Annotated in this window: 23 protein-coding genes; 5 read left to right on the plus strand and 18 right to left on the minus strand. The window is 68.6% G+C overall.

All coding sequences use genetic code 11. From position 1 onward, the window contains the following. Nucleotide 1: 1 nt before the first annotated feature. Genes AC1DGC_RS00780 through AC1DGC_RS00790 form a run of 3 tightly spaced genes read right to left on the minus strand, consistent with a single transcriptional unit; the run spans nucleotide 2 to nucleotide 3,126 of the window. Complete coding sequence (locus tag AC1DGC_RS00780; protein ID WP_478047013.1) at nucleotides 2-1,147, minus strand: hypothetical protein; 1,146 nt, start codon at nucleotides 1,145-1,147, stop codon at nucleotides 2-4. After that, nucleotides 1,147-2,727 carry a multicopper oxidase family protein gene (locus AC1DGC_RS00785; protein ID WP_478047014.1) on the minus strand — a complete coding sequence of 527 codons (1,581 nt, stop codon included), beginning with the start codon at nucleotides 2,725-2,727 and terminating at the stop codon, nucleotides 1,147-1,149. The genes AC1DGC_RS00780 and AC1DGC_RS00785 overlap by 1 nt, the downstream gene beginning before the upstream one ends. A 36-nt stretch (nucleotides 2,728-2,763) precedes the next feature. Beyond that, entirely contained in the window at nucleotides 2,764-3,126 is a 363-nt protein-coding gene (locus tag AC1DGC_RS00790) for a hypothetical protein (protein ID WP_259203154.1), read from the minus strand. A 249-nt stretch (nucleotides 3,127-3,375) separates the two neighbouring features. Here AC1DGC_RS00790 and AC1DGC_RS00795 point away from each other — a divergent pair, with 249 nt between their 5' ends. Beyond that, the gene (locus AC1DGC_RS00795) at nucleotides 3,376-4,053 is read left to right on the plus strand and encodes a MarC family protein (protein ID WP_478047015.1); all 678 of its coding nucleotides are present in this window, start codon (nucleotides 3,376-3,378) and stop codon (nucleotides 4,051-4,053) included. A gap of 20 nt (nucleotides 4,054-4,073) precedes the next feature. On the opposite strand, the gene AC1DGC_RS00800 is transcribed toward AC1DGC_RS00795, so the two are convergent. Next, a complete protein-coding gene (locus AC1DGC_RS00800; protein ID WP_449335327.1) occupies nucleotides 4,074-4,658 on the minus strand; it encodes a TetR/AcrR family transcriptional regulator in 585 nt (194 codons plus the stop codon). Nucleotides 4,659-4,727: 69 nt separating this feature from the next. On the opposite strand from AC1DGC_RS00800, the gene AC1DGC_RS00805 reads away from it, so the two are divergent. Further along, a complete protein-coding gene (locus AC1DGC_RS00805; RefSeq protein ID WP_478047016.1) occupies nucleotides 4,728-5,270 on the plus strand; it encodes a thioesterase family protein in 543 nt (180 codons plus the stop codon). Nucleotides 5,271-5,282: 12 nt separating this feature from the next. On the opposite strand, the gene AC1DGC_RS00810 is transcribed toward AC1DGC_RS00805, so the two are convergent. The 5 genes from AC1DGC_RS00810 to AC1DGC_RS00830 form a co-directional block, all read right to left on the minus strand. Beyond that, nucleotides 5,283-6,014, minus strand: a complete 732-nt coding sequence (locus AC1DGC_RS00810; protein WP_478047017.1) for a hypothetical protein — start codon at nucleotides 6,012-6,014, stop codon at nucleotides 5,283-5,285. 66 nt (nucleotides 6,015-6,080) lie between these two features. Beyond that, complete coding sequence (locus tag AC1DGC_RS00815) at nucleotides 6,081-6,866, minus strand: SGNH/GDSL hydrolase family protein (protein WP_478047018.1); 786 nt, start codon at nucleotides 6,864-6,866, stop codon at nucleotides 6,081-6,083. A gap of 31 nt (nucleotides 6,867-6,897) precedes the next feature. Then, entirely contained in the window at nucleotides 6,898-8,001 is a 1,104-nt protein-coding gene (locus AC1DGC_RS00820; protein ID WP_478047019.1) for a CDP-glycerol glycerophosphotransferase family protein, read from the minus strand. Between the two features lie 22 nt (nucleotides 8,002-8,023). Next, nucleotides 8,024-9,046 (minus strand): glycosyltransferase, encoded by a 1,023-nt coding sequence (locus AC1DGC_RS00825; RefSeq protein WP_478047020.1) that lies wholly within the window; start codon nucleotides 9,044-9,046, stop codon nucleotides 8,024-8,026. A gap of 98 nt (nucleotides 9,047-9,144) precedes the next feature. Continuing rightward, nucleotides 9,145-9,828, minus strand: a complete 684-nt coding sequence (locus tag AC1DGC_RS00830) for an HAD family hydrolase (RefSeq protein WP_478047021.1) — start codon at nucleotides 9,826-9,828, stop codon at nucleotides 9,145-9,147. Between the two features lie 143 nt (nucleotides 9,829-9,971). Between AC1DGC_RS00830 and AC1DGC_RS00835 the strand changes: the two genes are divergently transcribed. After that, nucleotides 9,972-10,949 carry a hypothetical protein gene (locus AC1DGC_RS00835; protein ID WP_394163326.1) on the plus strand — a complete coding sequence of 326 codons (978 nt, stop codon included), beginning with the start codon at nucleotides 9,972-9,974 and terminating at the stop codon, nucleotides 10,947-10,949. 15 nt (nucleotides 10,950-10,964) lie between these two features. Here the strand turns inward: AC1DGC_RS00835 and AC1DGC_RS00840 are convergent, their stop codons facing one another. From AC1DGC_RS00840 to AC1DGC_RS00865, 6 genes are all read right to left on the minus strand, one after another. Further along, complete coding sequence (locus AC1DGC_RS00840; RefSeq protein ID WP_478047022.1) at nucleotides 10,965-13,223, minus strand: patatin-like phospholipase family protein; 2,259 nt, start codon at nucleotides 13,221-13,223, stop codon at nucleotides 10,965-10,967. Between the two features lie 168 nt (nucleotides 13,224-13,391). Then, nucleotides 13,392-15,854, minus strand: coding sequence for a S9 family peptidase (locus AC1DGC_RS00845; RefSeq protein ID WP_449335335.1), 2,463 nt, complete (start codon nucleotides 15,852-15,854; stop codon nucleotides 13,392-13,394). Between the two features lie 145 nt (nucleotides 15,855-15,999). Beyond that, nucleotides 16,000-16,305 (minus strand): hypothetical protein, encoded by a 306-nt coding sequence (locus tag AC1DGC_RS00850; RefSeq protein WP_394163602.1) that lies wholly within the window; start codon nucleotides 16,303-16,305, stop codon nucleotides 16,000-16,002. A 794-nt stretch (nucleotides 16,306-17,099) separates the two neighbouring features. Next, a complete protein-coding gene (locus AC1DGC_RS00855; RefSeq protein WP_478047023.1) occupies nucleotides 17,100-17,468 on the minus strand; it encodes a hypothetical protein in 369 nt (122 codons plus the stop codon). 102 nt (nucleotides 17,469-17,570) lie between these two features. Continuing rightward, nucleotides 17,571-18,053 carry a LuxR family transcriptional regulator gene (locus AC1DGC_RS00860; protein WP_259203170.1) on the minus strand — a complete coding sequence of 161 codons (483 nt, stop codon included), beginning with the start codon at nucleotides 18,051-18,053 and terminating at the stop codon, nucleotides 17,571-17,573. Nucleotides 18,054-18,189: 136 nt separating this feature from the next. Then, nucleotides 18,190-19,422, minus strand: a complete 1,233-nt coding sequence (locus AC1DGC_RS00865; RefSeq protein WP_394163315.1) for a cytochrome P450 — start codon at nucleotides 19,420-19,422, stop codon at nucleotides 18,190-18,192. 643 nt (nucleotides 19,423-20,065) lie between these two features. Between AC1DGC_RS00865 and AC1DGC_RS00870 the strand changes: the two genes are divergently transcribed. After that, nucleotides 20,066-20,842, plus strand: a complete 777-nt coding sequence (locus AC1DGC_RS00870) for a HipA family kinase (RefSeq protein WP_259203173.1) — start codon at nucleotides 20,066-20,068, stop codon at nucleotides 20,840-20,842. Then, complete coding sequence (locus tag AC1DGC_RS00875) at nucleotides 20,820-21,212, plus strand: DUF3037 domain-containing protein (protein WP_394163313.1); 393 nt, start codon at nucleotides 20,820-20,822, stop codon at nucleotides 21,210-21,212. The genes AC1DGC_RS00870 and AC1DGC_RS00875 overlap by 23 nt, the downstream gene beginning before the upstream one ends. A gap of 15 nt (nucleotides 21,213-21,227) precedes the next feature. Here AC1DGC_RS00875 and AC1DGC_RS00880 read toward each other — a convergent pair whose 3' ends face one another. The 3 genes from AC1DGC_RS00880 to AC1DGC_RS00890 form a co-directional block, all read right to left on the minus strand. Beyond that, nucleotides 21,228-21,617 carry an energy transducer TonB family protein gene (locus tag AC1DGC_RS00880; protein WP_259203175.1) on the minus strand — a complete coding sequence of 130 codons (390 nt, stop codon included), beginning with the start codon at nucleotides 21,615-21,617 and terminating at the stop codon, nucleotides 21,228-21,230. 61 nt (nucleotides 21,618-21,678) lie between these two features. Beyond that, nucleotides 21,679-22,179 carry a DUF4952 domain-containing protein gene (locus AC1DGC_RS00885; protein WP_449335339.1) on the minus strand — a complete coding sequence of 167 codons (501 nt, stop codon included), beginning with the start codon at nucleotides 22,177-22,179 and terminating at the stop codon, nucleotides 21,679-21,681. A 60-nt stretch (nucleotides 22,180-22,239) separates the two neighbouring features. Continuing rightward, on the minus strand, nucleotides 22,240-24,759 hold the full coding sequence (locus AC1DGC_RS00890; protein WP_478047024.1) for a membrane-bound PQQ-dependent dehydrogenase, glucose/quinate/shikimate family: 2,520 nt from the start codon (nucleotides 24,757-24,759) through the stop codon (nucleotides 22,240-22,242). Nucleotides 24,760-24,826: the final 67 nt, after the last annotated feature.

A 24,826-nucleotide genomic window follows, 5' to 3' on the forward strand; every position in this document is an offset into this window, starting at 1 on the left:
GTCAGTGCGCTCCACTGTACGTCAGTGCGAAGCCGACCAGGTTGGAATCCTGTCCATCCCGCGACTGGCTGCCGACGGATAGGGCAACGGTCAATTGACCGGTCACCCGGTAGCCGCAACTCAGTTCGTTGAGGTAGTCGTGCCGTCCGGCTCCCGGTGCCCACGGCCGCCGTTTGTCGGTGCGGGTGGCGCCCACGACCCAGCGGCCATAATCGATCGTGACCGAGGTGGTGAGGTAGCGGGTGTCGTTGCCGGCGACGGCGTCTTCGTTCTGCACGGCCGCGTACTCCAGCAGCGGTACGACGTCGACGTAGCGGCCGCGCAACGTGGTGTCCAGGTCGGCGCTGGAATCGGGTGCCCAGATATAGCGCGCTGAGACGATGCGGATCACTTCATCGTCGGCAGGCCCGGTGCCTGGCTGCGCCGGCCCGGCACGGTTTCGCATGTAGCCGGCCTGCAGTTCCAGGAACGGCAGTGCGGGAATCGCATCCCAGTTCACCGTCAACGCGTAGGAATCCAGTTTGCCGGTGTTGGCCGGGCCGCCGTCGGCACGCTGGGCGCGCCCACCACTACGGAAGAACGGCCGGCTCAACTCGGTGGTGTCGGCGGTGTAGAGATTGACCCCGCCCTGCAGCATCCCCAGCCTCTGGCCGAACCAGCGATACGCGTAGGTTGCGCCGAGCACGCCGCCCAGATCGTAGGTCGAGACGAAATCATTGGTATACAGCCCCGGTGCGGCATCCATCGCGCGCCCGAACGGCACCTGCAGTTTGCCCACCTGCAGCTGCGTGTGCCGGGTGAGCGCGTAGTAATTGAGCTCGTTGACCACCAGGCCGATGTCACCGAAGGTGCGTTTCTCACCCGCGCCCGGCGGGTTGATCGGGTTGAGTTCGGTGGACAGCCGGATCTGGTCGTTGGGGCTGAACCGCACGTAGAAGCTGCTCTGGATGTCAGGGTAGAAATCGGTGGTGTCGCGCGGCGCGGTCGCACCATCGCCCTCGGTACGGCTGACGTCATACTGCATCACCGCGCTGTAATCCATGCCGAAATTGGGGTAATAGCCCTTGTCGGCACGGGCCTCGCCGGACAGCACGGCCAACCCGCCCACGATGCCCAGCGCCAGGCTGCGTCTGCATAGCGCGTCCATCACGGACCCTCCGGAGGCAGCTGCACATTGGCCGGCAGGGTGAACTCGCGCCCGCTGTTCGTGAGGTAGCTGCAGGTCTGGTTGTCGCCGTAGATGCCCCCCAGCGGCGCCAGCTTTACCGCCTGCGCATAGTCCCCGGGGCGTACCACCTGGATCACCTGCATCATCCCGCCGTCTTCGTGTTCGAGGATGTGGCAGTGATAGACGAACTTGCCCAGCATCACCGGGTCACGGAACGGGATGCGCACTGTGATCGAGCCGCGCGCGGGGATGAACACCGTATCGCGGTAGCCGCTGAACGGCACCGGCTTGTCGTTGATCGCCACCACCTGGAAATCGGTCTGATGGATATGGAACTGGTGCAGTTCCTGGGAGGGGTTGTACAGCCTCCACTCCTCCACATCGCCCAGCTTGACGGTGGTATTCACGCGGCGCGGATCGAAGCGCTCGCCATTGATCAGGAATGCATCGCCGTCGGTGGCCGAATCCTGGAAGGCGAACTGGCGGACGTTGGCGACCTTCACCTTGCCCAGGTCCTCCAGCACCGGGTATGCACTGGAAATGCTGCGTGTTGCCAAGGCCGCACCGGTCACCCGCAGCGTGGCGATGCGCGCGCCCTTGTACTGATCGCCGGCCGCACCGGTGTTGCCGGCGGCCAGCTCCACGGCATGGTCGCCCGTAGTGGCGCCCACCACCAGGATGCTGAAGCGTGCCGACGGCCCGATCAGCAGTTCGTCGGTCATCACCCGCTTGTTCACCGTGTTGCCGTCGCGCGAGAGGATCTGCACGTTCTGGCCGTTGATGCGGATGCGGAAATACTGGTTGGCCGAGATGTTCATCAGGTGCCACAGCTGGGTTTCGCCCGGCTGGATCGTGATCACTGGATCGGCTTGCCCGTTGACGGTGCGGATGGATGGTGCGCTGGTGACGATTTCGCTGGCCAGCCTGCCGGTCAGGGTCTTCTGGAAGTTGCGCAGGACCAGCACGCGTTCCTTGATGCCCTTCAGTTCCGGGAACGGATCCAGGAGGCCGTCGACCAGGATCGGCCCGGCGATGCCCGATTCCACCTGGCGCTGCGCGCCGCCGTGGAAATGGCTGTGGTACCAGTACGCGCCAGGACTGTGGTCGGGGGGCAGCTTGAAGCGGTACAGACCCTTTTCGTGCGGGCCGACCTCGCGGAAGATGCTGTCGCCCGAGTCCAGTGGGGTGACGGTCATCCCGTGGAAATGCAGGTTGGTCGTCTCGTCCATCTGGTTGTCCAGCGTGATCGACACCGTGCCACCGGGACGGGTGCGGATCAGCGGCGCGTCGTAGTCCCCGTTGAACACCAGCGCGCGATAGGGTTGCCCGCCTACCGACACCGCCGACATCGCCGGGCGCAACGTGCCCTTGCTGATGCCGTCGGCCCCGTAGCGGATTTCCGCCGGCGACTGCAGCGGCGCGCCGGGTGCGGCGGTGTCCAGCGGGGATTGGGCCACAGTGGCCCCGGTCCACAGCAGCGTGCCGATCAGCACCACGGCGTAAAGATCGTGCAGCCATCGTGTGCGTGACGGATGCGGGGGAATGGCGGGATGATCCATGGATGTACCTGCTAGGCGACGGTTCCGGGGGTGGCATCAGGTACCGGCAATGGCCCAGGTGATGAAGCCGGTGGCGACGGCACTCAGCGCCAACCCGGCCAGGAACAGCCAGTCGGCCATCACCTCCAGCATCCGGTTGCGCTTGCGCCTGCGTGTGCGCAGCGCGCCATAGGCACACAGGCACGAGGCCAGGTAGATCAGCGAATCGATGCTGAGCAGGTCATCGCCCAGGGTGTCCACCTTGCGCAGCACTGTGACCACGTGCAGCACCCCGACCACGGTCATGCACACGCCCAGCATCGCGGCCGACGTGGTGAAAATGTGGACGCAGATGTCCTCGTCCAGATGCGCATTGCGTGGCAGTGACGGGTCAGGTGGGGGCGACGGAACCGGGGCCATTGGCGTTCTCGCTGGCAGCGTCCGGAAACGCTCCGGGCACGGGTCAGCCCGACCTTAGCGAGCACCATCCGCCCACTTCATGACCTGGATCAAGCCGACGCGGATCATGCGGCCGGGCGCGCGCATTCAGCCGTCGGCGACGCGCGGACGTGGTCGCCGCGGGCTTGACCAGGATCAAGCCACCTTCACTGCCTGCGCGGCATGGTGCGCACTGGTCCCGCACGCGCGCCGCCGCGCCTCCTGCCTGCCATGTGGAATGACTTCAGCCATACCTTCCTGGTGATCTTCACCAGCCTGCTGCCGGTGATCAATCCGCCCGGGGCGGCATTGCTGGTGCTCGGCCTCCTGCCTGACGCCACCGTGGCCCAGCGCGCGCGGGTGGCGCGTGCGGTCGCGTTCAACAGCCTGGTGATGCTCGCTGCATCCATCGGAATCGGCGCTTACGTGCTCTCGTTCTTCGGCATTTCCATTCCGGTGCTGCGGCTGGCCGGCGGCCTGGTGATCGCCGCCACCGGCTGGCGCCTGCTGCAGGCCCCGGCGCAGAGCGAACACGGCACGCTCGCCGGCGCGGCGCAGGCGGAGGCACGGGAGGACGTCGACGCCACGTTGGAATCGCAGTTGTTCTACCCCTTCACGCTGCCGCTCACGGTCGGTCCCGGCTCGATCTCGGTGGCCATTGCGGTGGGCACGAGCTCCCCTGCCGAAGGACCGGAGACGGTGCATGTCGCTGCCGCGGCCAGTGCGCTGGTCGCGTTGTGCGTGCTGATCTACCTGTGCATGCGCTATGCCGGCCGCCTGCAATCGCTGCTCGGGCGCACCGGTACCCAGGTCGTGTTGCGGCTGCTGGCATTCGTGCTGCTGTGCATCGGCGTGCAGATCGGCTGGCTGGGATTGTCTGAGCTACTGGGGCTGCCGGGCGTGCATTGAAGCACGCCGATGGCGCGTACTCATGCCGTGCGGGGCGCCTCCGCCAGCGCCAGCAACTGCGTGGCCACCCGATCAAACGGCCCGATGTCCTGCATCGCCCGGCACATCGCCACCGCGCCCTCCACGCCGGCGATGATCATGGTCGCCTGCACGGCCGCCTGCGCGGGGGCGTGCCCGGCCTCGATCAGCGCGTTGCCAAGCCGCTGCTCCCAGCGTGCGAACACCGCCGCCGCCGCCCCCCGTGCCTGGCTCGGCACCGCCTCCACCGGCGCTTCCACCGACGCGGCCAGCACCGGGCAGCCGGCATCGAAGTTGCTGCGCAGCAGGCGCTCGCGCCACAACTGCAGGAACTGCGCGATACCCGATGCAGCGCCCTCCTGCAGCAGCTTTTCGAGCAGGGCATCCACCTTGTCACCGGCCAACGTGGTGGCGCGGGCCAACAGTTCCTGCTTGCCACCGGGGAAGTGATGGTAGGTCGAGCCGAGTGGCGCGTGGGCCGCCTTGGTCACCTCGCGGATGCTGGTGGCGTTGAGCCCCACCCGCGCGAGCATGTCCGCTGCGGCGGCGACCACGCGTTGCGGTGCGTCGGTCGTTCGCGGTCCCATGGGCCCCTCCTTGCTAAGACAGTCGTCATAGCCTAGCGTATCCGCTCTATTACAGTCGTCATATTCCGCATGAATCTCTGGTTCCGCCTGCTCTGCCTGCTCCTGTGCAGTTACTTCCGCCCGCGCCTGGCGGCACCGTTCGGGGTCTCCAGACTGCGGTTCCGGGTGCTGCCCAACGACCTGGACAGCAACCTGCACATGACCAACGGGCGCTACTGGAACATCTTCGACCTGGGCCGGCTGGACCTGATCCTGCGCATGGGCCTGGGCCGGGTGGCGCTGCGCGAGAAGTGGGCGCCGATCGTGGGCGCCGGCACCATCCAGTTCCGCCGCGAGCTCAAGCCGTTCCAGCGCTTCACCCTGGAAACGCGCCTGGTCGGCTGGGTGGGCACGCGGGTGATCATGGAGCAACGGGTACTGCTGGGTGAGGACACGATCGCCACCCGCGCCCTGCTGGTAACCGGCATCTACGACCGTCGCCAGCGCCGCTTCGTGGACATGCCGCGCATGATGCAGTCCATCGGCGCCGAGGATGTGCCCTCCCCGCCGCTCGGCAAGGCCGCCGACGCCTTGCTGGCGGCCGACGCCGCGCTCAAGCAGGACGACGCCTGAGCCGCCCTCGCGTCACGGTGCCGCGCGCACCGGCTGCACCCGCTCGACCTGCACCATCTGGCTCCTGCCGCCCACGTGCAGCACGTACTCGAAGGTCTGCTTCATCGTGCTGTAGGCCTTGCCGTCGGGCGCGCCGTAGTTCGCGCCCACGCTGAGGGTGTGGCGGCCGCGCGGCAATGGCGTGAGCATCAGCCAGTAGCCGTCGGCTGCGGCCAGCGCCGAGGTGTCGTCCTCCGGATCGAGGCGGAAACAGCCGTTGCTGGACACCCGATGCGCCCGCATGTCGCCCAGCGGCTGCCCATCCAGGAGGACCACCGCGCTGAGCAGGTGCTCGTTGTTGACCGCCGCACGCGCCTGCAGCGCCGTGCACTCACGCCGCCCGGGCGACGCGAAGATCACCATGTTGATGATCGGCAGCAGCAGGTGCTTGCCTTCGGGAACCACGCACTCGCGACGCGGCTGGAAACGACCGTTGGTGCCCGCCAGGAACCACACCGGCCCGTGCTGGTCCATGTCGCACAGGCGGCCGTCGGGGTCCATGTACGGCGCAATCGGCCGCGCCGCCGCCCACCGCCACCACTGTTCCGTCCAGCCGGCCAGCGTGGTGCCCTGCACCGCCGCGCGCGTGATCGGCGCGGCCTCGGCCTGCGGGCTCCCCGCGTTCGCAGCGGTCATGGTCATGGCCAGGGCCGTCAACACGCCCCTCCCCACGCCGGCCAGGCGCGCCTGCAGTCGTTCGTGCATTCCCTTGTCCTCGTTGCTCCCTGCCCGGCGACACAGCGCCGCCCGGCTCCCCGGGAATCTACCGCATCAGCGCCGCCGTGCGTGCAGCGCCCGGGCCACGGCGGCCTCGGCCAGGGGCGCCATGCGCGCATAGCCAGCCGCGGTGGGATGCACGCCGTCGGCGGCCAATGCCGCATCCAGGCCACCATCGCCGTTGGCCAGCGCGCCGTAGTAGTCCAGGCAGACCAGGCCCTGCGCATCGGCGTACTGCCGCAGCGCCGCGTTGAGCGCGCGCACCTTCGGCGCCGGCTGCACGCCCGGCTGCCAGGGGTAGTCACTGACCGGCAGCACCGAGGCCAGTACCACCGCGATGCCATGCGCCCTGGCCAGTTCCACCATCGACCGCAGGTTGTCTTCGATCATCGCCTGCGTGCTCGGGCCGGTATTGCCCGCGATGTCATTGGTCCCGGCCAGGATCACCACCACCGCGGGTTGCAGCGCCACCACGTCCTGGCGGAACCGCAGCAGCATCTGCGCGGTGGTCTGGCCGCTGATGCCGCGGTTCACGTATCCCTTGCCCGGGAAGAACGACGCACTGCCGGTGCGGCCCCAACCTTCGGTGATGGAGTCGCCGAAAAACACTACGCGTGGCTGGCCTGGCGCGGCGGCGGGCAGCGCGGCATTCTCGGCGCGGTAGCGCTGCAATTGGGGCCAGTCCAGCAGGCGCTGCTGCATGCCGTCCACCTGCGCGGGGGTCAGGTCCTGCACCGGCGTGCGCAACAGCGGGTTGACCGCCGGGCCGTCGGCGTATGCCGCGGGGATCAGCAGCGACAGCGTCGCGACGGCGACCAGGGCATGCGGCAATGAAGGCATCCGGGACACTCCGACGGGGATCACCACCAGCCTAGCATGGGGTCGTGGTGCGCTTGCCGGGCAGCAGGGCGCGCCACAGGGTCCAGGATCGCCACCAGCGTCGGAACGGCCGTCTGGCGCGCCGACGTAACCCCGCATCGCCGCTGCAGAGGCGCTGTTCGACCGCGGCCAGCACGCGCTCGGCCGCCCGCGCGTCGGTTGCGGGGTGGATCTGCATCGCATACGCGCGCCGCGCCTGTGCCGCTGCCCCGGGCATTGCCAATGCCGCGTCGATCGCTGCATCGATCTCGTCCGGCGAGCGCACGTCGTGCATGCACGGCTGTGGTTGGCGGTGGCAGACGGTCACCACCGGCTTGTCGAGCAGGATGAATTCTTCCACCACCGAGGAGGTGTCGCAGACCAGCACGTCGGCGGCCTGCATCATGGCCACCACGTGCTCGGCCTCCAGATAGCACGCATTCGGGCCGGCCAGCGCGCGGTAGCGCTCGCGCACCGCGGGGGGCGACATCGGGTGCAGGGTCAGCAGCCAATACCGGTCGCCGCGCGCGATGAGCGCCTCCAGCACCGGCAGGCATCGGCTCGCCTGGCTCAAGGGCGCATTGAACGTGGAGGCGTACATCACCCGCGGCCGCCCGCCTGCCGCCGCGAGCAGTGCCTGCACCTGCGTGCCGGGCGCAGCGAACAGCGCATCCAGTTTCGGCCACCCTGTCTCGACCACCCCGAAGTCCCGGCGCTGGGCTGCCAACTGCCGCAGTGGTGCGGTGGTGGCCGGTCCGTGCGAGCAGTACAGGTCGAACAGACCCAGCATGCGGAACTGGCCCTGCGCCGGGTCGCGCTTGTGCAGGTTCAATCCGTGGAACAGCTGCACCTGCAGGCCGGGGAAGAACGGCGGGATCCGGTTCACGGTGGCAAACACCGCGTGCGGCTTGAACGCGCGCAACTGCCAGCCACTGCCAATCCGCTGCTCGCCCGGTTGCAGGCGCGCGGCCACCGCGTCCGGTGCCAGCCACAGCACCTGGTGACCGCGTGCCTGCGCGCACGCCGCCAACGGGCGCAGGATCGGCAGCGCGTACGCCTCCGAGGCGAGCATCACCCAGCGCCGGGACGCGTGCGGCGGCGGGACGGCAGTGGGCATCAACGCGGCCGGCATGCGCAGGTCAGGAAAGGACGCTGGCAGCGGTTGGCAGCGCTGTGTCCGCCTGGGCATCGGTGGGCAGGCGTGGCGGTTCGTAGAGCACCGTACCCAGGCGTTCACGGAACGCGGCGTCGCGTTCCAGGAAGCGGGCGCGGGCCGCCTGCCCCAGCGCACTGCATTGCCCCTCGCTCAGCTGCAGCACGCGCGCCACGCCGGCTTCGATCGCCGCGGCCTCCACGCGATGGCGCTGGGTCAGCCCCATCGGCGCCCCCGGCGTGCAGGCGAGCAACACGCCACAGTCGGCGTCGACCAGCTCGTTCATCGGTGCCGCGTCGGTGGTCAGCACCACCGCGCCGACGCTCATCGCCTCGGCGATCGAATGCCCATAGCCTTCCGCCTCGGACGGGCAGATGTGGAAGCGGTGCGCATTCTGCAGGCTGCGCAGGACGGCATCGTCGAGATACCCGGGATGCAGCACGATGTTGGATGCGACCGCTGCGGCGCGGGCATGCCGGTGGCGCTGCACGACCGTCAATGGCGGCCACTCCGGGTGGCGTGCCCAGGTGTCCAGCAGCACCGCCGTGCCCTTGGCCGTGCTGCGCCCGGCGAGGTGGAAGAACGCGGGCACGCGCGGCACCGCGGGATCGAAGCGGTCCGCACAGGTGAAGCCCGTATACAGCGTCGCGCAGCCCAGCTGTGCGAACAGGGTTTCGGCATGCCGGGTCTTGCACAGCACCCGTTCGAACCGCGGCAGCAAGGCAACCCAGTCGGGCGCGAACCACTCCGGGTTGGGGATCAGCAGGTTGCGCGCGGCGCAGCCCAGGGTGGGTGCATAGATGCGCTCCAGCGATACCTGCACGTCGAAGCGGCCGCGCACCCGGCAGGCGGCGCGCGTCCACCACTGGTACACGTGGTTACGCCAGCGATGGCGCCCCAGGCCCACTGCGGCAACCTGGTGACCGGCCCGCAGCACGTCGGCCACGATCGCCAGATCGCGGCTCAATCCAGCGCCGTTGTCGCGGGTGATGACACGCAGCTTGGCCACATCCTTGCCCTCGATCGCCGCGGCACCGCCGGCATGGTCGGCGCGGGTCGTCGTTTCCCTGCCGCATCATCGGCTGACGCGCCGGCCCGATGCAAGCGTCAGCGTGCGGCCGCCTGGCCACGCCACGGCAGTATCGGCGCACGCACCTGCAGTGCCTGCTCGATGCGACGCACGCACCCGGGCTTCGGGCTCACCAGTCGCCACTGCGCGCTGTTGCGCAGCAACGGCAGGTCGGCGTGGTGGTCGGTATAGGCCATCGCCCACGGTGGCGGGTAGCCGCGCGCGGTCAGCAGCGGGATCTTGTTGGGGCCCAGGCAATGCTGGTCGCTCACCCAGCCGCCCAGCCACGGGCGCAACGTGGAGGCCACCAGCGGCACCTCGGCCAGGCCACCGCGCGCCAGCAGCGCGCGTGCCAATGGCTCCCAGCAGCCGGTCGCGATGACCACGCGGTCGCCGTTGGCCAGGTGAGTGCGCAGGCACGCCACCGCGTCCTCGATGAACACCGCCTCGCCCGCCGCGAACACCGCGTCCGCATGCGCCTGCGCCAACCGGTCCAGTTGCGTCCCGCTGCGGCCGAAGGTCGCCATCCATACCGCGAACCGCACCGGCAGCCGTCGGGTGCGACGCAGCGCCAGCAGCGGCAACAGCACCGGCGCGGCCAGCACGACCACCGCCATCCGCCACGGTTGTGCCCGCAAGGCCGCCTTGAAGAAGCGCGCCGCTGTCTCCCAGCGGGTCAGGGTCAGATCGAAATCGAATACCACCACGTTGGCGTGCAGCATCGGCGGCCCTCCTGGTTGCCGACCGGCATTCTTGCATGGGTGCCAGGGAATCCAGCAAGCCCCGCCGACCGCCGCGGATGTGCCGCGGGCGTGTCCGACGTGGCAGACTTCGGCGCAGTTTCTTCTCCGCGACAAGGACCGTCATGATCGTTCCCGAGTACTGGGCAGAGGCCCGGCATGAAGTGCGGTACAACCGCAGGCGGCTGATCGTGCGCCGCTTCGGCTGGTCCGACGACAGCGTCGCCGCCGCGCAGGCCCATGCCGACGCGCGCGCGCTGGAGGCGCTGCATGCCATCGCCGCCGGGCAGCCGCTACCGCATCAGGAACGCCGCACCAGGTACGGCGTGGAAGGCGTCCCGATCCGCGAGCAGATCGTCGAGCGCCAGGGCGACGTCGTCATCACCCGCAACAGCTACGGCGCGCTGTGCCTGAACACCCCGGACGTGCTCTTCGCCGACATCGACCACCGCCCGGGCCCGGCCGGCTGCGTCATTCCCACGCTGCTGGCCTGCGTGCTCTGGGCCGGGGTCGCGATCGCGGCCGGCAACGTCTGGAACTGGATGGCCGGCCTGGCCCTGGGCAGCGCAGTGCTGGTGGCGGTGAATGCGGTGGTGCTGGCCTTCAAGCGCGCCAACCACCGCGACGCGCAACTGGAGGCGCGCGCGCTGGCCCGGGTGGAGGACTTCACCCGGCAGCATCCAGGCTGGCACCTGCGCGCCTACCGCACGCCGGCCGGGCTGCGCCTGCTGGCGATGCACGCCACCTTCTCCGCGCACGACCCTGCCGTGCAGGGCCTGTTCGATGCCCTGCAGACCGACAAACTCTATGCCCGCATGTGCCGGGTGCAGCATTGCTTCCGCGCGCGGCTCACGCCCAAACCGTGGCGCATCGGCATGCGCCGGCGCATCCGTCCGCCAGTGGCGGCGTGGTCGGCCGAGCAGGCGTTCCTGCCCGGTCGCCTGCAATGGATCGCCGACTACGAACACAAGGCGCAGGGTCATGCGGCCTGCCTGTTCCTGCGCGCCTTCGGCGACGAGCGCCGGGTGGATGCCAAGGCCGAAGCGGTACGCGCCCTGCACGACCGCATCGCCCGCGCCTACGAGCCGTTGCCGCTGGGCTGATGCCGGCGGCCGCGCTCAGAACCCGTCCAGCGTGCGCAGCAGCGAGCCGAAGGTGAGATAGAACGCATCGTGCCCACCCTGGGCACGTCCATAACCCAGGAACACCGGGCCCAGGAAGGTGTCGGCGCCGACGAAGACGCTGCCGGCGGTTTGCATGCCGTCGATGTCCACCTGGTTGCGACTGCGCCAGAAACCGCCCCATTCCAGGCTGCCGCCGACATACAGCGGGATGGTCAGCAGCGAGTCGGCGTGGGCCACCCGGCGGTAATACACCACCCGCGCCAGCGCGGTCTGTGGCGCGAAAATCGCCTCTTCCGGATAGCCGGAAAGGTTGCCCAGCCCGCCGAGGAAACCATAGGTAGCCAGCAGATCGTCGCCTCCGTGTGCCGACGATGCGCGCGCGCCGCCCAGCCAGCGGTTGCGGCCGTGCGACCACGCTCCGTCCCATTGCAGCCGGGTAACGGCCGCCGAATCATCGGTGCCCAGGCTGTCCAGGTAGTGCTGGCGGGTCAGCGACAGGCGCTGGCCGCGGCTGGGAAAGGCGGAACTGTCGATGGAATCGTGGCGCACCTGCCAGCCAACGCTGCCCATGTCGGCGCGGTAGTTGCCCAGTTCGGTGGGATTGCCCACATCCAGGCGCAGGCGCTCCTGCCCACGCTCGAGGAAGGCGGCGAACTCCCAGTCCGGGTGCGGCGAATACGCCCAGCGCAGGCCCCCCAGCCACTGGCTGTAACGAAACTCGGCCAGCGCCCCGCCCCCCATCAAGGCCAGGTCGAGGTCGGTGGCGCGGTACTTGGCATAGGTCGACAGCGCATGCCGGCCACTGCGGCCGAAGGGGCGGTAATACTCGGCGAATGCCTCCTCCACCTCGCCCAGCCCGACCCGCAGCTTGAGCTCGGCGCCCTGCTCGCTCAAGCCGGTACGGGTCAGCTCGCTGATCAGCTGGTAGTTGCTGCTGCCGTCGAAATCATCGGACAGGCGCAACGCGAAGTGCAGGAAATCCGGCCCCCAGCGCTTGTCCTGTGGCGCCAGCACCAGGCCCTGGCGCCCCTCGCGCTCGTCCAGCCGCCACTGCACCTGCTCATAGCGGCCCTCGCCATAGGCGGTGGCCACCTGCTGCTCCACCTTCTCCGGCGCCAACGGCTGGCCGATCTGCGGCTGCATGCGCTGCTGGAGATACCGCGCCGTGCGGGTGTCGCCCTGCAGCACCTCCACGAAGGCCACAATCGGTGCCGCGTAAGCCGGCGGCCGGTGGCGATGCTGGAAGGCGGCATAGCGTTCCGCGTCCACCTGGTAGCGACGGACATCCACCACGCTGGCCTGCGCGGCCTGCTCGCCAATGCCCACAGCCTGTGGCGAGCGGTTGAAATCCTGGCTGCCCATGTCGCCCAGCGGCGGCGTGATCAGCAGGTCCTGCGGCCCCAGCGTGGCCAACTGCGCCAGCACCTCGCGCTGCATCAGCACGCTGGCCATCTGGTGGCTGATCGCCAGGGGCGAGTCCAGTTGCGCCTCGGTCATCAGCGGCGTGCCCACCCGCGAAACGATCAGGCGCTGGGCACCCAGGCGTCGCGCTTCGTCGATGGGCACGTTGTCCACCACGCCGCCATCGACCAACAGGCGATCCTGGTAGCGCACCGGTGCGAACACGCCCGGTACCGACATGCTGGCGCGGATCGCCAGCGCCAGGTCGCCCTCGGCAAACACCACTTTGTCGCCGTTGACGATATCGGTGGCAACCGCGCGGAACGGGATCGGCAACCGGTCGAAATCGCGGACCTGCCAGGTGGGCAGCAGCAGCCGGCGCAGCAGCATCTCCAGCTTCTGGCCCTGGATCAGCCCGCGCGGAAACGCGATCCTGCCATTGCTCAGGCCCACCTCCACGCCGCCCAGCAGGCGCAGGTCATCCTCCTTGCGGCGCATGCTGCGCTCGTTGCGCGGCGGCTTGTCGTGCAGCACCTCGGCCCAGTCGATCCGATCGAGCACCAGCTCGATCTCGTCGGCGCTGTAGCCGGAGGCGTACAGCCCGCCCACCACCGCGCCCATCGAGGTGCCGACGATGCAGTCGATCGGCACGTGCTCGCGCTCCAGCACCTTGAGCACGCCGATATGTGCCGCGCCACGCGCACCGCCACCACCGAGGACCAGGCAGGTGCGCGGCCGCGCGCCGGGTTCTGGCATTGGCTGGGAAGCCGCATCGGCCTGCTGCGCTCCGCCCCATGCCGGCGCGCACAGCAGCGCGCCGAGGGCCAGCAGCCAGCGCAAGCGTGCCCGCATTCGTCGTGCGATTCGATCCATCCGCCCTCTCCCTCCGGTGCACCCCAGCACCGTTTTTCCAGCAGCACTCTGCCTGCCACGCGCGGCGGCGTCCAGACGAATGAAAATCGGCCGCCCATTGCGGGGCGGCCGATCGGGTGCAGCGGGACCGTCGACCCACGCGCTACGTCAGCGGGCGTTCTTCACGTAGGTGTCGAACCAGTTGAGCATTTCGTAGACCAGTTGCTCGTTGGATTCCAGCGCGGTGTACCAATGCGGCTCGTTGGGCAGCATCACCAGGCGGGTGGTGCCGCCGTTGCCACGGATCGCCTGGTACAGCTTGCGCGACTGGAACGGCTCGGTGCCCGGGTTGGCGTCATCCTCACCGTGGACCAGCAGCAGCGGCAGCTTGATCTTGTCGGCGTAGAAGAACGGCGAAGCCTTCAGGTACACGTCCTGTGCCTGCCACACCGAGCGACGCTCGTTCTGGAAGCCGAACGGAGTGAAGGTCTTGTTGTACGACCCGCTGGTGGCCACGCCGGCCTTGAACAGGGTGGTGTGCGCGATCAGGTTGGCGGTCATCAGGCCACCGTGGCTGTGCCCGGTCACGCCGATCCGGTTGCGGTCCACCACGCCCAGGTCGACCGCCTTGTCCACCGCCGCCTTGGCGTCGGCTTCCAGCTGTTCCAGGTAGGTGTCGTAGGCGTTCTTCGGATCGCCCACGATCGGGAACGAGGCGTTGTCGATGATCGCGTAGCCGGCCAGCAGCATCAGCCGGTACGGCGCCAGGCGGGTGAAGGTCTGCTGCGACCCGGAGACCTGCCCGGCCTGCGCGGCGTTGGCGAAATCGGCCGGATAGGCGTACAGGATCGCCGGCACGCGCTGGCCTTCCTTGTAGCCCGGCGGGGTGTACAGGGTAAAGGACAGGTCAACCCCATCGGCACGCTTGTAGGTCACCAGCCGCTTCTGGATCTGGCGCACTTCCGGGGTCGGGTCGGTGAGCCGGGTCAGGGCGGTGGCGGTGGAGGCGTACTGCGCCTCACCGTCCTTCGCCGCCGTTGCGCGCTCGCCCTGCTGGCGCACGAAGGCGTTCGGCGGGTCCATCACCGACTGGTGCCAGGTCAGGTAGCGGCCGGGCGTGGCGGTCAGGCCCAGCACCTGCTCATACGCATCGGCACCGCTGCGGAACAGGCGCTCGGTCTTCAGCGAGCCCAGGTCCAGGCGGTCCAGGAACGGGCGATCACCTTGCGGCGAGGCACCCTGCCCGCGCAGGAACACGAACGCGCCGTCCTGGCGCACCACCGGGGCCCCATTGGGCAGGCGCTTGAACACCAGGTTGCCCGGGTCGGCGTACTGCTCGTCGCTGGACAGGTCCCACAGCAGGCGGCCTTCCTTGTTCGGCTGGTCCACATCCACGATGCGGGTCTGGCGCCAATGCCGGTTCTCGTCGTTCTCGAACAGGAACGACACCGCCGGATCGGCGCTCCAGGCGATGCCTTCGAAGCGCTGCGCAGTACGGGCGATTTCCTGCGGCTTGCCGGTGAACGGCGCCTTCAGCGACAGCACGCGGTCGCGATGCGGCACCGTTACCTTCCAGTCGCCCTTGTCCAGCGCTTCGGCGTAGACCAGCGTGGCCGGGTCGGTGGAGCGCCAGTCGAACTCGCGCGGGCCTTCCGGCACGCCATGCACCGGCACGCGGTCGGCCAACGGCAGGCTGGCGATCGGCGTACTGCGGCCGGTGCCCAGGTCGAGTACCGCCACGTCATTGGCGAACCGCTGGTACGTCACCGCATGCGAGAACGGTGCCTTCAAGGTTTCCGTCAGCACGTGCACGCCATCGGGCGCGGCGTTGACCCCGTCGTACAGGGCCGGCGCGCCGACCGTGCGCACGCTGCCGGCGGCGACATCCACCACCGCCAGCTGCGAGGCGCCGTAATAGGCGAACAGCTGCTCATCGTGCGCGCTGGTAAGCGTATCGCGTGCCTCGTAGGTGCTGCTCTCGCCGCTGCTGCCCAGCGACTCCTGCACGTCCGGGCCGCCCGCGCCGGTGCCACTGGACGGTGCCGGGCCCTGGTTGGGCGGCACCAGCTTCACCAGCAGCTGCTGGCCACCGCCCAGCCACTGCACCGTGCCGCCGAAGATCGGGTTGAGCTGTACGTTGGGAATCTGCTTGACCTGCCCGGTCACCGCATCGCCCACCCACAGCTGCACCGCGGTATCCACCGCGTTCTGGAACGCGAAGCGCTGGCCGTCCGCCGACCATTGCGCCGCACCCGCGCAGCCCTGCGGCAGCACCACCTTGGTGTGCTTGGCGGTGCCCACATCCACCAGGGTGAAATCGGCCACGCAGGCCGGGATCCCATAGCCACCCTGGGTATCGTGGCGGCTGCGGTTCTTCGGCTCCAGGCGCACGCCGGCCAGCTTGAGGTACGGCTGGGCGACGCGCTCGATCGACGGATAGGTCTGCGCGGTGGTCAGCAGCAGGCGCTGGCCGCTGGGGTCCAGGCTGGGCACGGGCGGCGGCGGTGCCTTGAGCACCTTGAGCAGGTGTTCCGGCGGCTTGTCATAGCCGGCGAAGGCCGGCGCGGCGGCCAGCAGGCCGAGGGTGGCAACGGCGACGGCCGCGGCCAGCGAGGTACGACGGATGAGCATTCCTGTCCCCTGTGTGGTGGTGGTTACCCGCGAACGGGCATCCGCCGAATCTAGCACCACCGGCGCACTCGGGGATGGGCCGGAAGTGCTAGCCGCCCGACGCCGCAAAGGCAGCCCCTCGACGGCGTCGGGTCCCCCGGCCCCGTTACTGCCGCGCGTGCAGGTCCCAGGTCACCACATAGTCCGGATCGACCACCGTGGCCCCCGTGGAAAGCATCCGGTACTCACCCGGCTCGGCGGCCACGTAGTTGTCCAGCATCGGCGGCAGATAACGCTCGTGCCCGTCGACATCGTCGGCCAGCACCACGCCTTCGTCGAAACTGATCCGCAGCACCCTGCCAGCATATTGCTGCAGTCCCTGCACCTGGCCATCGCCGCCGTAGCGGGTAACACCGACCAGTACCACCTTGCCGATCATCTGCTCGGCCTTGGGGCCATCCAAGGGCGGCATTGCGTGAGTCGCTGTGTCGTTCATGCGTGCACCTCCGCGATGTTCACGGACATCCTAGACCAGTTGCGCGCGCTATTGCGCGCGTGCGTTTCGGCTTAACCTGCGCTTCACCCGGCCGGCCCTGCGGTCAGCGTCCATCACGCAAGGATCGCTCATGTTGGGGTACATGTTTTCGCGGCCTTGGACGGTTGCCCTCTGTGTATCCGCCTTCTGTGCCTGTGCGAGTACAGCGGCGTCTTCGCCCGCTGATCACACGCGAACGCATCCGGCACCGCTTTCTGCTCAAGATGCACCGTCAGGCGCTTTCACTCCCGAGCAGTGGGTGACGCGCCTGCTGAACTGATCAGGACGACGAAATCGATCAGCGCGATGACGACCGCGCAGCTTTCGACAGCCATGAAACAAACCGGCAAGACCATTCGGCTCGGGAACATCCGGCTTCAGCGCTAGCCTCACCTCACAGTGGGGCTTTGCACTGGTACTGAGAAATGCGGGCGAGTCACGGGCGCGGCTGGCTGTCGAGTTCCTGGATGGCAGTCCACGCAAAGACACGTCTGCGACACCGATCTGCAGTAACGACGTTGACTACGTCGCCTCCGAACTGGAGGCCGCCGGCGTCAAGCGAGAGACCGTCCACGGAGAGCATGGACGAGTAATACACGAGCGGCCTCACCGACCTGGCTTCTCAGTTGCGATGGATTCCATCCGTGAACCGAACGCCGCATCATCCGAAAGATTGCCCCGCTCCTGCGTACTCGCGCTTAGGATGCAGTGACGCACTGCTCGGGGACCCGCTACTCCAGCGATCGCGGGCTGGCGGCAAACGTGTGCAAGGTGTCGCCCTGGAACATGAACGCCAGTTGCAGGGTCACCGGGTGCGTGGCGGTACCGCCTTTGGCCTGCGGATCGTCCACCAGGCACTCGGTGAGGTGCGAGGCAACAGCGGTGTTCTCGCACTGAAGCACCAGGTGGTGGGTGGCCGCGAATGCGTCCACCGCCGCACGGGATTGCCCCCGCAGCGCGGCATCGTCCACCTGCTCCTGCCAGTACGCCTCGCGCGCTCTCACGTTGGTGCCACCGGCCACTTCGTCGAACTGACCGGTCGCCCACAGCATCAGCGCACCGATGACCGTCAGCGCCAGATACGCATATCCCTTCCCCATCGTCTCGCCCCGCGCCTGTGTGGCCGGCAAGATGGCATGCCCGCCACCGCTTGCCAATCCGCCCGAAGCGGAGACCGTCAGGCCGCTACGGCTGGGGGGCCATCATTGCCTGGCGCGATCGAAATGTGCCGTTCGCAGCACTGGCTGGCCGTCCCGGAAATAGGCCTCGGTTTCGGTCAGGACCTTGCCGTCGGCGCTCACGGTGTACACGCGGGTGGAGCGCGGAATGTTCTGGTAGATGAACTGCACCACCAGTACCCCGGGCGCCGGCATTTTTGCCGCTACGCGGTCCACCGGATAGGTGCCGGTGGCCGGGGCGGGCGTGCCATCCAGCAGCATCGTGGAGGCAGCGTCCAGCCGATTGCCGCTGTGCTCGACGATGGCGACCCGGGAGGACCATTTGCCGCCGGGCACTTCCGCGAACTCCAGAGTGACGCTCTGCGGTCGCGCCTCCGCAGGCATCGGCAACGTTGCCACATCTAGCGTCCAGCGCCCTGCCAGCGGTGAAACCGTCGGGGGCGCGGCAAATGTCGAGGAGGCCTGCAGCAGCAACAGCGCGAGCGATGCGGCAATGACGTTCTTCATACGACCTCCACTGCGAACCGGGGTTGACCCCTGCCTTCTAGACCCCACCCGTGGGCCGGTCAAGACGCAGCGCACGATGCCCGCCCACCCGCCAAGGCGGCCCAGCGTCCGCCAGCGGCATGCGTCGTGCGTGCCGTCAGCCAGCACGCGCGCGCGGCGTCACCACGCCCTTGAAATCGATTGGAATGGCAAACCCCTCCAGTTTCATCCACGGGGCGGGCTCGGCCTGGACCTGGATGTCAAAGTCACGGGTGATCAACGCACAGAACAGCACCAGCTGCGCGTGCCCGACCGCACTGCCGATACACGCGCGCGAGGAAAACCCGAAGGGCACGTAGGCACCCTTGTTGGGCTGCCGGCGCGATGGCAGCCAGCGGTCCGGATCGAACACGTCGGGCTGATCCCAGAATTCGGGGGAATGATGCTGGTAGTACGAGGACAGCTCGTAGGCCGCGCCCTTCCTGATGGACACGCCTTCGGCCTCGATGTCGTGCCAGGCGGGGCGCCGCAGCGCGAACAGCCCCGGCCACACCCGGATCGTCTCCTTGATGAAACGCGACGTACACGGCAGCTCGCGCATCGGCAGCGTGTACAGCGACTCGAGGCTGAGTGCGCTGGTCTCGGCGCGGATCCGTTGCTGCCACTCGGGGAAGCGGTGCAGTGCATACAGCAGGCTCGCGGCGGTGATCCCGGGCAGCCCGGACATACCGGCCAGCACGGTCGAAATGAGGTAGGCCACGCGATCCACGCCGATACGGCCGACCAGGGGCAGCAGCGACTGCAGGAAATCGTCATGCACGTCGGTATCGCGCACGCGCCGTTTGATATGGCGCACCACCGTGCGCGCCGCCTTGCGCGACAGGTGGAGATTCAGCAGGCGGCGGAAGAAGCCGAAATCCTGCAGCACGATGCCACTGTAGCGGGTCTTCTGCTCGCCGATCAGCGCATCGGTATCGCGCGCATCCATGCCATCGATCAGCAAGGGCAGCAGCGGCTCGGAGATCGCCCACCAGCTGAGCTCGCTCAGGTCCTGGACCGCACCACAGCGCCGGGACAGGAAGGCGTGCATGCGCAGATACAGCGCACGCATCTGCTCGGGTGCAGCCAGGCGACCGCCCTGCTCGCTGAGCAGCGCGCGCACCTCGCGCCACGCCACCGGCGGCGCGGATCCACGCAGCCCGAGATAATCGATCAGCGAATCCGGCACCGTGTGCTGGTCGGTGTTCGCCTTGTCGACTTTCACCGCCAGGGCCGGGTCGAAAATACCCACCACATCATTCTGGAAATTGAGCACCGGGCCTTCCTGGCGGACCCGTTCCAGCAGATCATCGATCGAAATGACTTCCGTGCCTGCGCTGCGATCCGCCATATGCCCTCCGAAGCCAGGGGTGGCCGTCGACCACCCCTGGAGGTTCATGAAAACACGCGAAAACCGCTGCGCTTAGAAAATGATCCAGTAGATGTACTTCGAACGGATGCTCTGGGTCGGACTGTGCGAACGCAGATTGAGGGAAACCTGCAAGGCGCGAACAAGATTAGCCATGGTATGACTCCTTAGTTTCGTCGTGGTCCCAACATCGAATACCAGGCAAGGCTTGCCTGGCGCCCTCTTGTAACACGCAAAACCCGGGGCGATCGATATTTCACCCAATTAACACGAAGCACATCGGATTCGCCCAAATTTCACTGACGAGCACTCATATTCAACGAGAAACTCATCACATTTCGACGCCCTTTCAGGCGACGGCGCAGACCTCAGGACACCGACTCGCGCCGAGCGCGTCCAACCGGCAGCGCGCCGCTGGCGGCAACGCGAGGTCGTCCATGGAGCGGCTCCGGGAAGCCCATCACGCATGCCCGACCGCCACGGCTCGGCTCGGCTCGGCTCGCCCCGGCTCGGCTCGGCTCGGCGAGTACACAACCACGGCATGCCCCCGCCAGCGACCCGCATCATGCGCAGCACGGCGTCTTCCCGTGCTTCGGCCATGGATGCCACACGCTAGAATGCCGCCATGCGAACTGTGCACGCCCTGCGCTACATCACCCCCCTCCGCGAAGGCGGCTCCCTGCCCGCCGTGGTCGAGACCGACGACGATGGCATGGTCGTGCTCAAGTTCCGTGGGGCCGGGCAAGGCCCCAAGGCGCTGATCGCCGAGCTGATCGCCGGGGAAATGGCGCGCAGCGTGGGGCTGCCGATCCCGGAGATCGTGTTTGTGGAACTGGACCGTGAGTTCGCCCGCACCGAGCCCGACCCGGAGATCCAGGACCTGATCCGTGCCAGCGAGGGGCTCAACCTGGGCAGCGACTACCTGCCGGGGGCAATCAACTACGACCCGGCGGCGATGCCGGTGGACGCCGACCTGGCCTCGCGGATCGTGTGGTTCGATGCGCTCACCAGCAACGTGGACCGCACCGCGCGCAACCCCAACCTGATGGTGTGGCACCGCACGCTGTACCTGATCGACCACGGCGCGGCGATGTACTTCCACCACGACTGGGCCAACGCCGGGGATGCCTGCGAGAAGCCCTTCGTGCTGATCCGCGACCATGTGCTGCTGCCGTTCGCCACGAAGATCGCCGAGGCCGATGCCGCGCTGGCGGCCCTGCTCACCGATGCCGAGATCGAACGCATCGTCGGCCTGGTGCCGGACAGCTGGCTGGTGGATGAGCCGTATTTCGACAGCCCGGCGGCGTATCGCCAGGCCTATGTGACCTATCTCAAGCGCCGCCTGCAGGTGCGTGCCGTCTTCGTCCAGGAGGCCGTCCGTGCCCACGCTGCACACGTATGACTACGCGGTGATCCGCGTGGTGCCCCGCGTCGAACGCGAGGAGTTCATCAACGTCGGGGTGATCGTGTCGTGTCCCGGGGCCAGGCACCTGGAAGCGGCCATCGACATCGATCCGGCGCGCCTGCATGCCTTCGCGCCGGCGCTGGACCTGGGCGCGCTGCAGCCGTGGCTGGATGCGATCGTGGCGATCTGCCGCGGCGATGCCGACGCGGGCCCGATCGCGCAGCTGCCGGCACGTGCCCGCTTCCACTTCCTCACCGCCAAGCGCAGTTCGGTGGTGCAGATGTCCAGCACGCACGTGGGCCGGACCGCCGAGCCTGCAGGCGTGGTGGAGCATCTGCTCAACCGCATGGTGCGGGTCCCGCGCTGACGCCGGCGGTGGGCCCTACTTCGGGGCCGGCCCATCCCAACGACTGGTGATCTGGCTGCGGATCGGCGTACGCGCCGCATTGCGCGCGGTCGGCTCGAAACGCATGGCCTTGATCGCGCTGACCGCCCAGCCGGTGTGCGCGCCCGCGGGCGTGGCGTCGATCACCTGCACGTTGGTGGTACGACCGCGCGCGGTGATCGTGTAGGCCAGGGTGACTTCGTCGGCGAACGCAACGCGCTCGGGGTCGGCCATCGTCCTGGGCGTGAACGTACCCGGCGCCGGCGTCCAGTAAGTGAGCCCTTCGGCGGGCGTCAGTTCCAGGGGCGCCCCCTCGGCAGCGAGGGCGGCGGGACTGAGGGCCAGGACAAGCGCCACCACGGTGGTGCGCAACAGGGACAGGTGCATGGTCTTCCTTGTGTGCCAGTGAACCGGAGGCCCAAGAGTACCTGCAACCTGCGCCCCGGTCCTAGGGACTGCGCCTCACCACGCCCACGCGGATCTCGAAACCGGGAATCCGCGCCCACTGCTCGCGCGGATAACGCACGGTCTCCACCCCCATGCCGATGTCGTAGCCCACTGCATCGGGGCCCGCACGCCATGCATACGGCGCACCGCTGCTCCAGCCGCAGCAGACATAGGTCAACATGGGCATGCCGAAGGTCTGGTGCAGGTAGGCCTCCACCGCGACCGCGGACGCCCCGCTCACCCGGTAGCGCGCGGTCATCGGTTGCAGGTAGGAGGCGTCGTCCTGCTCGCAGCCCAGGTACTCGATGGTGGCCGGTTTGCGGCCCAGGGCCAGCAGGAAGTCCTGGCACTGGGTATCGGGCCGCGCCAGCCCGTCGCCGCGGCCATGCGCCTCCCACTCCGCCAGCGCCGCGTCCTGGGTGCCGGCGGCGGCGTGACCGGTCAGCGCGAGCACGCCGCACAACGAGAGCGATACCAGGTGCGCGGCGCGGGTCGTGCTCATGGGTGCTGGTGAGGTGCGGGAGGTGGGCGCATCGTAATCGATGCGCCCACCCGACGCCGCTTACTTCGGCAACGCGTAGGCAATCACGTAATCGCCCGCGGGGGTTTCCATGAAGTGATGGCCGCCGGCCATGATCACCACGTACTGGCGCCCGCCGAACGCGTAGATCATCGGGTTGGCCTGGCCGCCGGCCGGCAGCTTGGCGTGCCACAGCTCCTTACCGGTCTTCAGGTCGATCGCGCGCAGCAGGTCGTCAGTAGCCGCGGCGATGAAGATCAGGCCGCTGGCGGTGACCACCGAGCCGCCGTTGTTGGGCGTGCCGATCTCGATCGGCAGGCCCGAGCGGATGCCGAACGGGCCGTTGCCGCGCGCACTGCCGAACGGGCGGTCCCACAGCGTCTTGCCGGTGCGCAGGTCGACCGCGCGGATGCCACCGTACGGCGGCTGCTTGCACAGCAGCTTGGTGAACGGCAGGCGCCAGCCGGCGTTGACGTCGATCGCATACGGCGTGCCCACCTGCGGGTCGCCCGCGCCTTCGGCACCGCCCTTGTCGGCGCGCACGTCCTCGCGCGGCACCCATCCCAGCTTGTCGGCCTTGGCGCGCGGCACCAGCAGGTTGTAGTTGGGCATGTCGTTGTAGTTGGCCACGATCACGCCACGGCGCGGATCCACCGACACGCTGCCCCAGTCCGAGCCGCCGTTGTAGCCGGGATACTCGATGGAATGGCGGTCGGCGGTGGGCGGGGTGTAGAACCCTTCGTAGCTGGCCTTGCGGAACTGGATGCGGCAGACCAACTGGTCGATCGGGGTGATGCCCCACATGTCGCGCTCGGTGAGGTCCGGCTTGCGCAGCGTGTGGTACAGCGAGAACAGCTGGGTGGGCGAGCGCTGCCCGGGCTCCACGCCACCGGCGGGCACTTTGCGCTCCTCGGCCGGCGTCAGCAGCTGGCCGGTGCGGCGGTCGAGCACATACATGTCGCCCTGCTTGGTCGGCAGCAGGATCGCCGGCACCTTGCCCGCGGCGGTGGGGTAATCGACCAGCGTGGCCTGCGAACCCATGTCGTAGTCCCACACGTCCTTGCGCACCGCCTGGAAATGCCAGGCCGGCTTGCCGGTGTTGACGTCGATGGCCACCAGCGAGGTGGCGTACTTGTTCTGGTTCTCGGTGCGCGAGCCACTCCAGTAGTCGCCCGCCGAATTGCCCATCGGCAGGTAGACCAGGCCAAGCTGGTCATCGCCGGTGGCGGTGGTCCACATGTTGGGGGTGCCACGGGTGTAGGTCTTGCCCTGCGCCGGCAGGCCGGTCAGTTCCGGCTGGTCCATGTCCCAGGCCCAGCGCAGCTTGCCGGTCACCGCGTCATAGGCCTGGATCACCCCGGACGGCGCATCGCGACGCTGGCCGTCGAGCACCTGGTGGCCGGTGACGACCACGCCCTGCACGATCGCCGGCGGCGAGGTGATGGACACGTAGCCGGCCGGGCTGTCGCCCATGCCCAGGGTGATGTCGACCTGCCCGTTGTTGCCGAAGCCGGCGCACGGCTTGCCGGTGGCGGCATCCACCGCGATCAGGCGGCCATCCAGGGTGCCTTCGATGATGCGCGCCGCGCAGGCGCTGCGCGGCAGCTGGGTGAGCACCGGCACGCCCGGCGCGGCATTGGCCAGGTCGGCGGCAACGTCCGCATCGGCGGCCTGCTGCGCGATGGCCGGCACTTCGTAGTACGACACGCCACGGCAGGCCGCCGTGTACGGAATCGACTTGTCCTTGATCTTCGGGTCGAAGCGCCAGCGCTCGGTGCCGTCGGCGGCATTGAGCGCCACCAACTGGTTGCGCGCGGTGCACAGGTACAGCGCGTCGCCCACCTTGAGCGGCGTGGTCTCCGCGCCCCAGCGCTTCTCGGGCAGGTCGCCGGTGCGGAACAGCCAGGCCTGTTCGAGCGCGCCGACGTTGTCCGGGGTGATCTGCTGCAGCGGCGAGAAACGGGTGGCGGCGTTGTTGCGCCCGTAGGCGGCCCAATCGCCGTCGGCCGGCTTGTCGGCCGGCTGCAATGGCGCATCGGCGGTGGGCGCTAGCCCGGCACTGGTCATCGGCTCGGGGAAGTCACCGTTGGCCGCGGTGATGCCGTGCGGCACGAAGGCCAGCACGAACGCCGCCACGAACACCGCCGCCAGCACGCCGGCCAGGCTGCGCGAGAGCCGCCGGGTGAACGGCCGGTCCAGCGTGGGCAGCAGCAACGCGAGCACGAAGCCGATGCCGACGATCAGTCCAAGCCGCGGCACCCAACGCCAGTAGTCGCTGCCCGACTCCCACGCGGTCCACAGCAGCGTGCCCACGAACACCGCGCCGAACCACAGCGCACCGGCACGCCGGTTGCCCCACAGCAGCACGCCGGACACCAGCAGCCCGATACCGGCGAGCAGGTAGTACCAGGAGCCACCGAGGGTGGCCAGCCACGCGCCCAGCCCGCCCAGCACCAGGCCGAGCAGCACCAGCACGAGCGACAAGACGGTGACCAGGCCGTGGCGCGGGCGTCGCACGGCGGATGAGGAATCGGGGGGGACGGCGTGGGGTGAGGCGGACATCGTGCGCTCCTGGCGGCACAGCCGGAGCGGCTCCGACTGCAGGGGGAAGGCCATCGCGGACGCAAAC

Source organism: Stenotrophomonas sp. 05N37 (assembly GCF_056397365.1).

Bases quoted from the DNA above. Each gene is read 5' to 3' on its own strand.
- AC1DGC_RS00810 (WP_478047017.1), bottom strand. From the start codon at position 6,014: ATGCACGAACGACTGCAGGCGCGCCTGGCCGGCGTGGGGAGGGGCGTG.
- AC1DGC_RS00830 (WP_478047021.1), bottom strand. From the start codon at position 9,828: ATGCTGCACGCCAACGTGGTGGTATTCGATTTCGATCTGACCCTGACC.
- AC1DGC_RS00840 (WP_478047022.1), bottom strand. From the start codon at position 13,223: ATGCGGGCACGCTTGCGCTGGCTGCTGGCCCTCGGCGCGCTGCTGTGC.
- AC1DGC_RS00870 (WP_259203173.1), top strand. From the start codon at position 20,066: ATGCGAACTGTGCACGCCCTGCGCTACATCACCCCCCTCCGCGAAGGC.
- AC1DGC_RS00785 (WP_478047014.1), bottom strand. From the start codon at position 2,727: ATGGATCATCCCGCCATTCCCCCGCATCCGTCACGCACACGATGGCTG.
- AC1DGC_RS00835 (WP_394163326.1), top strand. From the start codon at position 9,972: ATGATCGTTCCCGAGTACTGGGCAGAGGCCCGGCATGAAGTGCGGTAC.
- AC1DGC_RS00855 (WP_478047023.1), bottom strand. From the start codon at position 17,468: ATGGGGAAGGGATATGCGTATCTGGCGCTGACGGTCATCGGTGCGCTG.
- AC1DGC_RS00860 (WP_259203170.1), bottom strand. From the start codon at position 18,053: ATGAAGAACGTCATTGCCGCATCGCTCGCGCTGTTGCTGCTGCAGGCC.
- AC1DGC_RS00805 (WP_478047016.1), top strand. From the start codon at position 4,728: ATGAATCTCTGGTTCCGCCTGCTCTGCCTGCTCCTGTGCAGTTACTTC.
- AC1DGC_RS00795 (WP_478047015.1), top strand. From the start codon at position 3,376: ATGTGGAATGACTTCAGCCATACCTTCCTGGTGATCTTCACCAGCCTG.
- AC1DGC_RS00850 (WP_394163602.1), bottom strand. From the start codon at position 16,305: ATGCCGCCCTTGGATGGCCCCAAGGCCGAGCAGATGATCGGCAAGGTG.
- AC1DGC_RS00790 (WP_259203154.1), bottom strand. From the start codon at position 3,126: ATGGCCCCGGTTCCGTCGCCCCCACCTGACCCGTCACTGCCACGCAAT.
- AC1DGC_RS00845 (WP_449335335.1), bottom strand. From the start codon at position 15,854: ATGCTCATCCGTCGTACCTCGCTGGCCGCGGCCGTCGCCGTTGCCACC.
- AC1DGC_RS00865 (WP_394163315.1), bottom strand. From the start codon at position 19,422: ATGGCGGATCGCAGCGCAGGCACGGAAGTCATTTCGATCGATGATCTG.
- AC1DGC_RS00885 (WP_449335339.1), bottom strand. From the start codon at position 22,179: ATGAGCACGACCCGCGCCGCGCACCTGGTATCGCTCTCGTTGTGCGGC.
- AC1DGC_RS00780 (WP_478047013.1), bottom strand. From the start codon at position 1,147: ATGGACGCGCTATGCAGACGCAGCCTGGCGCTGGGCATCGTGGGCGGG.
- AC1DGC_RS00880 (WP_259203175.1), bottom strand. From the start codon at position 21,617: ATGCACCTGTCCCTGTTGCGCACCACCGTGGTGGCGCTTGTCCTGGCC.
- AC1DGC_RS00890 (WP_478047024.1), bottom strand. From the start codon at position 24,759: ATGTCCGCCTCACCCCACGCCGTCCCCCCCGATTCCTCATCCGCCGTG.
- AC1DGC_RS00815 (WP_478047018.1), bottom strand. From the start codon at position 6,866: ATGCCTTCATTGCCGCATGCCCTGGTCGCCGTCGCGACGCTGTCGCTG.
- AC1DGC_RS00800 (WP_449335327.1), bottom strand. From the start codon at position 4,658: ATGGGACCGCGAACGACCGACGCACCGCAACGCGTGGTCGCCGCCGCA.
- AC1DGC_RS00820 (WP_478047019.1), bottom strand. From the start codon at position 8,001: ATGCCCACTGCCGTCCCGCCGCCGCACGCGTCCCGGCGCTGGGTGATG.